The following is a 13,534-nucleotide window of genomic DNA, read 5'->3' on the forward strand; positions in this document are numbered from 1 at the left end:
TCAGGCCTCCACGATCTCGCCGTAGGTGTCGGGCCGGCGGTCGCGGTAGAACTGCCAGTCGTCGCGCATCTGCTGCACGAGGTCCATGTCGAGGTCGCGCACGAGGATCTCCTCGTGCTCACCCGAGCCGAGCGCGCCGACGTGGTTGCCGCGCGGGTCGATCACCTGGCTCGTGCCGTAGAAGGTCACGGCATCCGCCCCGTACTCGTTGTCCTCCCGGCCGACGCGGTTGGGCTGCAGCACGAAGTAGCCGTTGGCCACGGCCGCGCACGGACCCTCGACCTCCCACAGGCGGTTCGACAGCCCGGGCTTGGTGGCGTTGGGGTTGAAGACCATGTGCGCACCGTTCAGGCCCAGTTCGCGCCAGCCCTCGGGGAAGTGACGGTCGTAGCAGATGTACATGCCGACCTTGCCGACGGCGGTGTCGAACACGGGGTAGCCGAGGTTGCCGGGGCGGAAGTAGAACTTCTCCCAGAACTTGTCGAGGTGGGGGATGTGGTTCTTGCGGTAGCTGCCGAGCACGGTGCCGTCGGCGTCGACCAGCACCGAGGTGTTGTAGTAGACGCCGGTCTGGGCCTCTTCGTAGATGGGGAGCACCGTGACCAGGCCGAGCTCCTTCGCGAGGGCGGCGAACCGCTGCACGATGGGGCCGTCGACGGGCTCGGCGTAGCGGTAGTACTTCTGGTCCTGCGTGATGCCGAAGTAGGGGCCGTAGAACAGCTCTTGGAAGCACAGCACCTGCGCTCCCTGCGCGGCGGCGTCTCGAGCGAACTGCTCGTGCTTGTCGAGCATCGACGCTTTGTCGCCGGTCCAGGTCGTCTGCGTGATCGCTGCGCGCACCGTCGTCATGGGGCTTCCTCGTTCCTATGGGCCTGCTCGAGTTCTGTTACTGTCGCGCCTGAACATTTCTCGACGATTTCTCCCGGTGTCACCGCCGTAAAGTCTCGGTTCGGTGGTGGGGGAGTTTCCGGATGCCAGGGGGAGGGCCGCCGATGCTCGCACCCGAGTCGCTGGTCGAGCGCAGCTCCGCGGGCCTCGCCGCCGAGATCGCCCGGCGCGTCAGCGAAGGTGCGCTCGCGCCGGGGAGCCGGCTGCCGACCGTGCGGGAGGTCGCCGCGACCCTGGGCGTCTCGACGGGTACCGTCGCGGGAGCCTGGCGCGCGCTCGCCGACGCGGGAGTGGTGACTTCGCGCGGGCGGGCCGGCACCTTCGTGCGCACCGAGCGCCGCGAATGGTTGAGCCCCCGCGTGCAGGGCATGGCGGTGGCCCCCGCCCCCGGGGCACCCCGCGGCCTGGGAGCGGGTCCGCACCGCGCCGCGATGCGCCTCGACCTCTCGCTCGGCACGCCCGACCCCGCGATGCTGCCTTCGATCGAGCGCGCGCTCGCCGGGGCGCGGCCCCGCGCCGACACCGGGCGCTACCACGACCTCCCGGTATTGCCCGATCTGCACGACGTGCTGCGCGAACAGTGGCCCGTGCGCGGGGTCGAGGCGCTCACCGTGGTCGACGGCGCTCTCGACGGCATCTCGCGCACGCTCGACCAGGTCGTGCGCTTCGGCGATCGCGTCGCGGTCGAGTCGCCCGGCTTCCCCCACTTCTTCGACCTCGTCGACGCCGCCGGGGCGGTGCCGGTGCTGCTCGAGAGCGACGCCGACGGGGTGCTCCCCGCCTCCCTCGCCCGGGCGCTCGCGCAGCGTCCCTCGGCGGTCATCCTGCAACCCCGTGCGCAGAACCCCACGGGCGCCTCGATGTCGCTCGATCGCGCTCGCCGCCTCGCGAACGTGCTGCTGAGCGTGCCCGGCGGCAGCCGCGTCACGGTCATCGAAGACGACCACTCCGCGCTCATCGCCTCGGCGCCGCCGGTGTCGCTCGCCCTCTGGGTTCCCGCGCAGGTCGTGCACGTGCGCGGGTTCTCGAAATCGCACGGCCCCGACCTGCGCATCGCCGCCCTCGGCGGACCCGCGGCGATCGTCGACCGCATCGTGCGGCGGCGCATGCTGGGTCCCGGGTGGACCTCGCGCCTGCTGCAGGCGGTGCTGCTCGAATTGCTCACCGACTCCCGGTCGATCGCGCCCGTGCGCACCGCCCGGCTCATCTACCGCGACCGCCTCGACCGCCTCGCCACGGCCCTTCGGCGCCTGGGGGTCGAGGTGGGCGATCCCGACGGAATCAACGTCTGGATGCCGGTGCGCGACGAACGCGCGGCCGTCGTGCACCTCGCCGCCGAAGGCATCGCCGTCGCCGCCGGAACCCCGTTCGTCGCCGACGCCTCGATCGCGTCCGACCGCGAGCCGCGCGTGCGCGTCACGGGCGGATCGGTGGTCGAGAACGTGCGCCTCGTCGCCGAGGCCCTCGCCCGGGCCGCCGACGCCGCTCCCTTGGCGTGAGGCCGCCGTCAACCCCGATCCGCATGTCGGAGGCCGCTCCTAGGGTGAAGGACATGACCGTTCCTTCTGTTCAGCTCAACGACGGAAACTCCATCCCCCAGCTCGGCTACGGCGTGTTCCTCGTGCCCGCCGACGACGCCGAGCGCGCCGTGTCCGAGGCGCTCGAGGTGGGCTACCGCCACATCGACACCGCCGCCATCTACAAGAACGAAGAGGGCGTCGGCCGTGCCATCGCCGCCAGCGGCATCGCGCGCGACGAGCTCTTCGTCACCACCAAGCTCTGGAACGACCGCCACGACGGCGACGAGCCGCTCGCCGCGATCGACGAGAGCCTGCAGAAGCTCCAGCTCGACGCCGTCGACCTCTACCTCATCCACTGGCCCACGCCGAAGAACGACAACTACGTGCACGCGTGGCAGAAGATGATCGAGATCCGCGAGTCGGGCAAGACGCGCTCCATCGGCGTCTCGAACTTCCTCGTGCCGCACCTCGAGCGCATCGTCTCCGAGACCGGTGTCACCCCCGTGGTGAACCAGATCGAGCTGCACCCCGCCCTCAGCCAGCGCGAGATCGCGGCCTGGGGTCAGCAGCACGACATGCACATCGAGTCGTGGGGCCCGCTCGGCCAGGGCAAGTACGACCTGTTCGAGCTGCCCGCCGTCAAGGACGCCGCTGAGGCGCACGGCAAGTCGCCCGCCCAGGCGGTGCTGCGCTGGCACATCCAGCACGGCTTCATCGTGTTCCCCAAGTCGGTGCGCCGTGAGCGCCTCGAGGAGAACTTCGACCTGTTCGACTTCGAGCTCACCGCCGACGAGATGGCCGCGATCGACGCGGTCGACCCGGGCGACGGTTCGGGCCGCGTCGGCACGCACCCCGACGACCTCAATTGACGTCGGCGCACCCGCGCGCATGAACCGCCTCGCGAACGCCTCGAGCCCCTACCTGCGGGCCCACGCCGACAATCCCGTCGCGTGGTTCCCCTGGGGGGCCGAGGCGTTCGCGCTCGCGGCCGAGAGAGACGTCCCCGTGATGGTCTCGATCGGCTACAGCACCTGTCACTGGTGCCACGTGATGGCCCGGGAGTCGTTTCAAGACGCCGAGACCGCGGCCGAGCTCAACGCCGGTTTCGTGTCGATCAAGGTCGACCGCGAAGAGCATCCCGAGGTGGATGCCGCCTACCTCGACGCCGCCTCCGCATTCACCCCGCACCTCGGCTGGCCGTTGACCGTGTTCGCCTCTCCCGAGGGGCGCGTCTTCTACGCCGGCACCTACTTCCCGCCCGCCCCTCGGCCTCCGCAGCCCTCGTTCCGCCAGGTGCTCGCCGCCGTGCGCGAAGCCTGGACCGAGCGGCGCGACGAGGTCGACGCCACCGGGGCATCGCTGCGCGAGGCGCTCGCGGCCGCGGCATCCGCCCCCGCCGACGCCCCGCCGAGTCTCGACCAGCTCGCGGCCGCCGCCCGCACGGTCGCCGCGCGCGAAGACCGCGAGTACGCCGGCTTCGCCGCCGGCCCTGCCTTCGAGACGCCGAAGTTCCCCAACACCCCCGTGCTGCGCTTCCTGCAGCACCCCGCGCTGTCTTCCGAGGTTCCGGATGCCGCGGCCGTCGCCTCCCGCGCGCTCGCGGCCATGGCGGGCTCCGACCTGCACGACCCCGTCGACGGCGGATTCTTCCGCTACGCCACGCGCCGCGACTGGAGCGTGCCGCACTACGAGCGCATGCTCACCGACAACGCCGGTCTGATCGAGGTCGCCCTCGCCGCGGGCGACGAGGCCTCGGCGACCGACGCCGCCCGGTTCGTCGTCGACGTGCTGCAGCTGCCGTCGGGCGGCATCGCCGCCGCTCAAGACTCCGAGTCGATCATCGACGGCGCCCGCAACGAGGGCGGGTACTACCGCGCCGTCGACCGATCCGGCCTGCAGCCCCCGGCGCTCGACGCGAAGGTCGTCAGCGGCTGGAACGGCCACGCGATCGCCGCTCTCGCTGCCGCCGGCGCCCGCACCGACCCCCGCTTTCTCGAAGCAGCCCGGTGGGCCGCCGACGCGGTGCTCGACAGCAACGTGGCCGACGACGGAACCCTGCGCCGCGCCTCGCTCGAGGAGACCCGCTCCGCCGCCCCCGCGACGCTCGAAGACTACGGCGGGCTCGCGCGCGGCCTGCTCGCCCTCGCCCGCGCGACCGGTGAGGTCGCCTACGCCGAGCGAGCGCGGGCCCTCGTCGATCTGTGCCTCGGCGACGACGGCATCCACCCACCCGGAGGCGGTGACGCCGTGCTCGTCGCCCAGGGCATGCAGTCGCACGCCGTGCCCACCGACGGCGCCTCGCCCTCGGGTCCGTCGGTGTTCGCGGCCGCGGCCCTCGACCTCTGGCGCCTCGGCGCGGGCGAAGGCTACCGCGACGCGGCTGAGTCGCTCGTGCGCGCTGCCGCCGAGGTCGCTCTGTCGTCGCCCCTCGCACACGGAGCGATCCTCGAGGTCGCCGTGGGGCTCGCGGCGGCGCCGCGCCAAGTGGTGGTGGTTGGCGAGGCCGATGCCGAGATCGCCGAGGCCGCGCGACGAGTGAACGCCGACGTCGTCGCGATCGTGTCACCCGCCCAGGCTCAGGCGTTCGCCGAGGCGGGCTTCGAGCTCTTCGAGGGCAAGGTGGCGCAGGGCGGCGAGGCGACCGCTTACGACTGCCGGGCGTTCGCCTGCGCCCTGCCGACGACGGATACTGCGCGGCTGGTCTGACGCGCGGGGCGCGAGGCGGCGCGGGAGCGCCGCTTCAGGCGGTCGCGCACGGCCGTGTGAGATGCGCGGGGCGACGGAGTACGGGGCGGTCGACCCGCGCCTGTCCCCCTTCCGGTGGACCCCAGCGTGACCCGCCCGGAGTGGGCTGAACGGGCAGGTGATTCTCTCGCGCCGGCCCCGCGGAATTCCGCGGCGACGCCCGTTCCCTGAGTGAACGCTATGCGCACGATCAGTGCCGTCTGGATACAGACGACGTTGACCGCCACGTTGGCGGGCCCCGGGGGTGCGTGTGCTCTCTGTCTCTCGTCTCGCTGTCGTGTCGGTCGTCACGACAGCCGCCCTCCTCGTCGGGTTCGCCGTCCCGGTCGACGCCGCGCAGGCCGCGTCGCAGCCGGATGCCGTGGCGCCGGTCACCGACGGTCCGGCTCTTCCGTCGACCGATGAGGCGTCCACTGCGCCGCAGCTGCCCGCGGGCTCGTTCGACATCCCCTCGCCGCCCACCGACGTGCCGACCTCGGCGGTGGAGACGGTCACTCCGCCGCCGACCTCGGAGGTGCCCCTCGACCAGAGCTTCACGCCGTCGACCGACGGGCTCGAGATCATCGATGAGTCCGAGACCTCGACGACCTACCGCGCGCCGTCGGGCGGTGAGATCACCCGCCTGACCACCGACCCGGAGCGCGCAAGCGAGGGCGACGGCGCGTGGTCCGACATCAACACCTCGGTCTCGCGCGACGGCCAGACCTGGACCGTCGACGACCACCCCCTCGCTCCCGTCTTCCGCGGAGGTCCCGACGAGGCGCCGGGTGTCACGGTGACGCGACAGGGCCACGACGTGTCGTTCTCGCTGATGGGCGCCGAGCCGGGTGAGGTGGCGGCGCCGTTCTGGTGGTGGGACGACTGGAAGCAGCTGACCTACCGCGACGTGGTCGGCTCATCCGATCTCGAGTACCGCATCGAGCCCGGTGCCGTGAAGGAGTCCGTCGTCCTCGACGCGGCACCCACGTGGCGAACGTCGTGGACGTGGCGCATCGACGCCGGCGCTCTCACTCCGACCCTCGGCGAGGCGGATTCGGTGACCTTCACGGATGCCGACGGCGCCGAGGTTCTCATGATCCCGACTCCCGTCGCGTTCGACTCGAGCGGCGTGGAGGGCGCTTCCGAGGACGCGACGGTCGCTCTCGACGCGTCGCTCCGACAGGCAGCCGACGGCTCGTGGCGCTACACCCTGCGCGCCGATCGCGACTGGCTGCGCGACCCGGAACGCGTGTACCCGGTGCGCATCGATCCCACGGTCATGACCCCCCGCTCGACCACGGCGTACAAGTCCGACGGCACCGTGCGTAACGGGTCGACGCTGATCGGCAACACGCGCGAGGGAAATCGTGACAGGTTCTGGCGATCGGTCGTCTCGTACGACTATGGCTCGCTGCCGGGTCAGTTCATCGCGGACGCTGCCGTCGGCGTCGCGTGGGACGGCGGCGGAACGCGGTCGGCTCAGCAAGGCTGGGTGCAGCACGCCAGCGCCTTCTCGTACAACGGCATGGGACCGCATCTCGGCTGGTTCACGCTCGGCGACGGTCAGGCATGGACCGACGGCACCGGCGTCGCCGCTCGGTTGGCCAGCCAACTGCGCATCGGCGACCGACCCGCCTTCATGATCGGCGGCTACGAGGGCTCGACGTATTCGCTCAAGAGTGTCGACACCAACCTGTGGGTTCACTCGTGGGACTACCCCCACGTGTGGGGCAACGGCCCCCGCGAAGATCAGACGGGGGTCGGCCTCACCCCCACGCTGGGCCTGACCGCGACCAACCCTGGTGGTCGCCAGCAGTGGTTCCGCTTCGAGGTGGCGACCGACCCCGGCATGTCCAATCTCATCGCGGGGTCGGCCTGGGGTGGGGCGACGCAGTATCAGGTGCCCTGGGGGATCCTGCGGACCGGAACGCCCTACTACTGGCGCGTCTGGTTGGTCGACGACGTCAACGGTCACCTCGGCCAGAGCACAGAGACCCAGTCGCCCGTCTACCGCTTCACGACGAACCAGGTTCCCCTTCCGGATGCCGCGACCGCGACGCCCGGCTCCCCGGTCACCGAGACCCCGACCACCGTCACGACCCTGACGCCGCAGTTGCAGGTCGGCGCGGTCTCCGACACCGACGGCACCGGCGGCTCGATGACGTACCAGTTCAAGATCGCCACCGGTCAAGACGCCCGCTCGGGCGCCGTGGTCACGTCAGGCTGGGTGAGCGCGGTGAACGGCGTCGCCTCGTGGACCGTCCCCGCCGGAACCCTGCAAGACGGCGGCGTCTACTCGTGGACCGTCACCACGAACGACGGCCAAGACACCACGACCGAGAACACGTGGGTGCGGCGCCTCCGCACCGATCTCCGCCTCGGCGCCTCGGGCCCGTCGCCCTACGACACGGCCGGGGCGGTCACGACCAACCTCTCGAACGGCAACGTGAACGTCTCGTTCGCCTCGCCGACGGTGCAGACCTTGGGCGGCGCGATGGGTATGTCGTTCACCTACAACTCGCAAGAGGTGCCGCAGGCGAACCGTGGGTTGCTCGCGGAGTACTTCGACGCTCGAGTGAACGGCAGCCCGCCCTCCTCTGCCGACGGATACACCTTCGCCGACAAGGTCCCGGCGATGGTCCGCACGGACCCCGCGGTGTCGTTCCAGTGGGGCTCCGGTGTACCCGCCGAGGCTCTTCCCGCCGACTACTTCCTCGCGCGGTGGACTGGGTTCGTGACCCTGCCGCCCGAACTGATCGGACGCGAGGTGCGGTTCGGGGCCTCGCACGACGACGGCATCCGGGTCACCTACGACGGACGCAAGTTGATCGACCGGTGGCAGCACGGTTCGCAGACCACCACCGACGGCGCGACCGTCACCGGCGCCGGCGGGGCGAAGCCGATCCAGGTCGAGTATTACGAGAGCGTCGGGATCGCGTCGGTCGATCTCTGGGTCGAATACACGCCCGAGGGCGCCTCCGCTTCCACGCGCATGAACGTCCCGCCCGACTGGTTCACGAAGCGCGTGACGACGTTGCCGCAGGGGTGGGGCGCGTCGGTGCCGCTCGCGGGGGTTGCGTCGAGCTGGGTCTCGGCGCAGATCACCGACGCGTCGGTCGTCCTCACCGACGTCACCGGCAAGTCGCACACGTACACGAAGGTCGCGGCGGGCGGCTACACGCCGCCGACCGGCGAGTACGGCGTGCTCTCGCTCGACGGAAACGGCTGGGTCGTCTTCACCGACGAAGACGGGACGGTCTACCAGTTCTCGAAGGAGGGGCGCGTGGCATCCGCCACCCCGCCCGAAGACGTGCGCAAGGCCGCCGCACCGCAGGCGCTGCTGAACGCCAACGGCGTCACGACGCAGATCGTCGACCCGGTGTCGAAGAGCGGCGACCAGTACCTGCGCGCCGTCGCCTTCACCTATCAGAGCGGCGATCGCACGGCCTGCCCCGAGCGCTCCGGAGACGGCTTCGCGAAGGCCCCCGTCGACATGCTGTGCCGCATCGCGTACCCCGACGGCTCCGAGTCGCGCCTGTTCTACAACGGCAACGGGCAGCTCGCGGCAATTCTCGATCCCGGCGACGAGCTCACGTTGTTCGGCTACGAGAACGCGGGAGGGCTGCTGAGCCAGATCCGCGATGCCACGGCGAACGACGGGCGGCCCCTCACCGCTACGGCCTCGGCGAACGATCCGGCCTCGACGACCATCGCCTACGACAGCGGGCGCGCGGTCGGCGTGACCCTTCCCGCTCCCGACGGCGTCACGGCATCCGCTCGTCCTTCCCGGACCTACGGCTACGGCTCGGGTCAGACGACCGTGACCATCGCGGGGTTGTCGGGTCCGTCGCAGACCGTCACCTACGACGTCTCGTGGCGCCAGACGGCATCGACCACCGCCATGGGCGTGTCGACCAGCCAGCAGTGGGACGCGTCGAAAGACCTCGTGCGACGGACGACGGATGCCACGGGCCTCGTCTCCACGCGCATCTACGACCGCACCGATCGGCCGGTGGCCGCGTACGGGGCCGCACCCGCCGCGTGCTTCGGCAGCGACGGGATGCCCGTCTCGCAATCCGAGAGCCTGCAGGGATGCGGCATCGTGCCCCCGTCGTCGACAACGACCTACGACGGCGGCATGAACGGCCTGCAGGCGGCGTACTACTCGAACACCGAGAAGCTGTCGGGCAAGCCCGAGGCGTACGGACTCGGTCTCGAGGGCGTGAGCGGGGGAGCGGTCGACCGCGACTGGGGTGAAACCGCGCCCATCGCGGGCATCTCGGCCGACCACTGGTCGCTCCGATTGACGGGTCTCATCACCTTCCCCGAGGCGGGCACCTACCGCCTTCGCACCACGAGCGATGACGGCGCACGGGTGTGGCTCGACGACGTCCGGGTGATTGACCGGTGGCGCCCTCAGGGGGCGACCGACGAGACGAGCGCTGCTTTCACGGTCTCGGCGGGGGAGGTGCGGCGCATCCGCCTGGAGTACTTCGACACGACGGCTTACGCCGTGCTGCAGCTGAAGTGGTCGACGCCGTCGAACGGCGACTTCACGATCGTGCCGGGTGCGCAGCTGCGACCCGACTACGGCCTGGTCACCTCGACGGTCGTCGCCGACGGCACGTCGGTCGCCGGAGCAGCTGCCCCCTCGCTTACGACCGCGACGAGCTACGCCGATCCGGTGGTGGGTCAGGCGACCGAGAACGTCGTCGACCCGGCCGGGCTGGCGCTGAAGAGCACGGCGGCGTTCGAGAAGATCAACGGCACCGGGTGGCTGCGTCAGTTGTCGAAGACGTTGCCCGCCGTCGCCGCCTCGGGATCGACGACGGATGCCACGAGGACGACCCGCGCGTACTACGGCGACCTCGAGCAGCTCGAGGCCGACACGTGCGGGGTTCCCGCCGGCACGCGGCAGTTCGGCATGCTGAAGAGCTCCACCGGCCCCACGCCCGCGACGGGTACCGCCATCGTGACCTCCTACGTTTACGACGTGATGGGGCGTACCGCGGGAACGCGGGTCACGGGCGACACCGGCTGGTCGTGCAGCACCGTCGATGCGCGCGGTCGAGTGACGCAGCACACGTCGATCGGTGGCGCGGGTGTGCCGACGCGCACCGTCACCACGACCTACACCGCGACGGCGGAGGGCACCCGAGTCGTCGTGACCGGTGAGGCGATCGAGGGGTCGAGCGGGTCGTCGATCACGACGCGCTCCGACTTCCTGGGCCGGGTGATCGCCTACACCGACGTGTGGGGCACGACCACCGCGCATGAGTACGAGCCGCTGACCGGGCGCGTGCTGCAGGTCGTCACCAGCGGCGGGAGCCTCGACTCGTCGACGACCGGCTTCACCTACGACCGCGACGGAAAGACGACGTCCGTCTCGTTCCGCGGTGAGACCTACGCCTCCGTCGTGTACGACGCGAAGCAGCGGGTGTCGCAGGTGTCGTATCGGGGCGGCTCCGCGCTCGCCGTGGCGTGGGACGACACCCGCGGCAGCATCGGATCGCAGACGTGGTCGTTCCCCTCGGCGGCATCCATCACCGATGAGGTGACGAGATCGCTCGCCGGACGCATCGTGCGCGAGAGCTTCACCCAGGGAACCCAGTCGTACACCTCGACGTACGGCTACGACGGCGCGGGCCGCTTGGTCTCGGCGAAGATCCCCGGGCACGAGCTGTCGTACGAGTTCGCTTCATCCAGCGGGTGCGGTCCGAACGCGTGGGCCGGGGCGTCGGGTCACCGCACGCGCTCGGTGGACGCGTACACCGCGCCGGGTTCGACGACGGCGCAGGTGGCGACGATGCAGTTCTGTTACGACTGGGCCGACCGGCTGTTGTCGACGGCGAACAGCGGCACTGTCGCCGGGGCGAATCAGATCACCGACGGGTTCGGTGCGGATGAGATCTGGTACGACGTGCGCGGCAACACGCGCCGTCTGGCCGATCTGCAGTTCTCGTACGACGCCGACAACCAGCACATCGGCACGGTGACCTACAAGGGTTCGCGCACGTCGTTGGTGCGGGATGCGGCGGGTCGTGTGGTGTCGCGCACGGTGGATCCGGCGGGCGATGCGCCGGCGGTGACGAAGCGGTACTTGTATGCCGGTGCGGGCGATACCCCGGTCGGTGTGGTGTCGGCGGATGCGTCTTCGGTGTGGATGCTGTCGTTGCCCGGTGGGGTGACGGTGGATGTGCCGTCTGCGGGGGCGTCGACGTGGGCGTACCCGTCGCTGCAGGGGCACACCCTGACCACCGGCGACGGGGCGTCGTCGACGGGGGTGCAGCTGTACGACCCGTTCGGTCAGCCGTTGGATGCCGTGACCCTGGCGATCGGCACGGCTGCGGCGAACGCGTCGGGCGTGGTCGATGAGACATCCGGGTGGCATCAGGGTGCGCAGAAGCTGGTGGAGGCGACCGAAGACACGCTGATCGTCGAGATGGGCGCCCGGTTGTACGTGCCGACGCTAGGTCGGTTCTTGCAGGTCGACCCGGTCGAGGGCGGAGTCGACAACGACTATGTGTGGCCGACGGATCCGATCGGGAAGAACGACCTGAGCGGTCAGTTCGCTCTCGCTGCGGCCGCCCCACTTCTCGCCTTCGGACCGTGGGGTTGGGCGGCACTCGCGGCTGTCGTAGTCGTGGTCATCCTGGTCTCGATCGCCTCGACGCCCGGCTTCCAGCGCGGGCTAGGTACCCTGTTCGCGCGCAAGCGCGAGAATTCTCAGCCGAAAGAGCACACGAAAAATGCCAGGCCATCGTCGCTCAACAAACATCAGAAGGGGCAGGCTCGAAAGGCGCAGGTAGTCAATGACCGAAAGCGTCGAGCCCCCACGTGGAAGCAGAAGAAGTGAGGTCAGGAGAAGATGATGAACGTCCCGAGTAACGATTCTAGTCCGGGCGACGAGACAAAAAGCGTTTCGCGCTGGGAAGAAATGGCGCAAATTGAGTTCGAAAATGGGAATTTCCCTGTCGCCGAAAAATATATTCGGTCAGCGCTTCGGCTTGGTGGCGCGGACGCGACGAATTACTACAACCTGGGGCAAATTCTTTACGAATCTGGTGACTACCTCGGCGCGATTGACGCGTATGGCAAGTCGATCCCCGAAGTCGATGAGGCGTTAGTCAATCGAGGGTTGTGCTGGGAGCTCGTGGGGGACTTTGAGAATGCGCGAACAGACTACCTCGCTGCCCTCGACATTAATTCTCGAAATGTCGATGCTCTAGTGAATATTGGCACCCTCGAACTCAGTGAAAAAAACGTAGGTCTAGCGACGAACTACCTGTCGCGGGCGGCAGCGCTCGACCCGAGGTGTAATTGGCAACTGGCTGACGCGTATGTAGAGTCCGGCGAACTTGCCTTGGCGGCGGACGCCCTCGAGACGGCAGTCGCGACCGGAGAGCAGAGGGCGTCCATCCAGCTCGAAGAGGTGCGCGCGAAGTTGAGGAATCTTTAGGCGGTCGGTGTTGTCGACTGGGGGTCCCGTCGTTGCGGGAACAGATCAGCGGCGACGGTGTCGAGCGGGCATAGCCGTCGGCAAGATCCGTCAAGCGGTTCTATCCGCTGCGGCTCAGGCTCTGAAAGCAGTGGTGGGCCGAAGCGGCTCAGCTAACTCTGCGGGGTGGCGGACGGGGCGGGGAAGTTTTTCGACAGGGAGCCGAGGATGGAACGTCAAGTGAATGATTACAGGCAACAGTTCATGGCTGGCTTCACTAGAAGGCGGCGACTCGTTTGGTATGCATGTATCGCCCCCGCGTCAATCCTCGTCACAGTGTCCACGTTATTTCCACACACATTGTGGCTCATACCGTTCCCGGCTGCGTTGATGGTCACTCTCGCGTGTTTCGAAATCGTTCGCTACGTACGAAACGAGAGGCGAGCGAAGAATCCGGCAGAACGCGATGCTCGCGAGGCTGAGTGACTAGCGAGCGCAGCTCGGAGATCTGACATCGACCGCCTCGGTACACGACCCGTTGAGTCTGCCGTGGATGCCGCCCCATGAGAACCGGCACAACCACACACGCCATCTTCCAGGTTGCGGGACCGGGTAAGGGCCATTACAACCTCTTCCGCGGAAGGTCGCCCTATTGAACGAGGAATCGAAGTCACGCGCAACATTGCGGCTGCTTCAGGCAAACGGCCGGATCTCGAAACACGCCCTGGGGAGCGGGGATCTGATCTTCGCGGAGAGTCGTGACGGCTCTGGGCTGCCGGTCGAACTCATTCTCTTGGACGAACGTCTGGCGTTCCTGTCCTTGGGGCAGGTGTTCTGGTCCGACCTTTCGTCAGACGAGGAGGATCAGGCGTTCGCGGAGCGGGTTGTGCGATGCGTCGTCTTCGGCGGTGCGCGAACGCTCAAGTCTGGCCGCGCGTGTTACCTCGTGTGCGGTGATTACGCA

At 69.1% G+C, this 13,534-nt stretch carries 6 protein-coding genes; 5 read left to right on the top strand and 1 reads right to left on the bottom strand.

The genetic code is table 11. The annotated features are described in order from the left end of the window. Positions 1–849 carry a nitrilase-related carbon-nitrogen hydrolase gene (locus FS769_RS13370; RefSeq protein ID WP_144834205.1) on the bottom strand — a complete coding sequence of 283 codons (849 nt, stop codon included), beginning with the start codon at positions 847–849 and terminating at the stop codon, positions 1–3. A 143-nt stretch (positions 850–992) separates the two neighbouring features. On the opposite strand from FS769_RS13370, the gene FS769_RS13375 reads away from it, so the two are divergent. From FS769_RS13375 to FS769_RS13395, 5 genes are all read left to right on the top strand, one after another. Further along, on the top strand, positions 993–2,387 hold the full coding sequence (locus tag FS769_RS13375) for an aminotransferase class I/II-fold pyridoxal phosphate-dependent enzyme (RefSeq protein WP_144834207.1): 1,395 nt from the start codon (positions 993–995) through the stop codon (positions 2,385–2,387). Positions 2,388–2,440: 53 nt separating this feature from the next. Further along, positions 2,441–3,277, top strand: a complete 837-nt coding sequence (locus FS769_RS13380; RefSeq protein WP_144834209.1) for an aldo/keto reductase — start codon at positions 2,441–2,443, stop codon at positions 3,275–3,277. 19 nt (positions 3,278–3,296) lie between these two features. After that, positions 3,297–5,114 (top strand): thioredoxin domain-containing protein, encoded by a 1,818-nt coding sequence (locus tag FS769_RS13385; protein WP_144834211.1) that lies wholly within the window; start codon positions 3,297–3,299, stop codon positions 5,112–5,114. Between the two features lie 289 nt (positions 5,115–5,403). Beyond that, complete coding sequence (locus FS769_RS13390; protein WP_144834213.1) at positions 5,404–11,988, top strand: PA14 domain-containing protein; 6,585 nt, start codon at positions 5,404–5,406, stop codon at positions 11,986–11,988. Positions 11,989–12,003: 15 nt separating this feature from the next. Beyond that, positions 12,004–12,591, top strand: a complete 588-nt coding sequence (locus tag FS769_RS13395; protein WP_186325551.1) for a tetratricopeptide repeat protein — start codon at positions 12,004–12,006, stop codon at positions 12,589–12,591. Positions 12,592–13,534 lie beyond the last annotated feature (943 nt).

Source organism: Microbacterium sp. BH-3-3-3 (genome assembly GCF_007679045.1).
GTDB classification, from domain to species: Bacteria; Actinomycetota; Actinomycetes; order Actinomycetales; family Microbacteriaceae; genus Microbacterium; species Microbacterium algihabitans.

Coding starts and splice junctions, on each gene's coding strand:
- FS769_RS13395 (WP_186325551.1), top strand. CDS start 12,004: ATGAACGTCCCGAGTAACGATTCTAGTCCGGGCGACGAGACAAAAAGC.
- FS769_RS13380 (WP_144834209.1), top strand. CDS start 2,441: ATGACCGTTCCTTCTGTTCAGCTCAACGACGGAAACTCCATCCCCCAG.
- FS769_RS13385 (WP_144834211.1), top strand. CDS start 3,297: ATGAACCGCCTCGCGAACGCCTCGAGCCCCTACCTGCGGGCCCACGCC.
- FS769_RS13375 (WP_144834207.1), top strand. CDS start 993: ATGCTCGCACCCGAGTCGCTGGTCGAGCGCAGCTCCGCGGGCCTCGCC.
- FS769_RS13370 (WP_144834205.1), bottom strand. CDS start 849: ATGACGACGGTGCGCGCAGCGATCACGCAGACGACCTGGACCGGCGAC.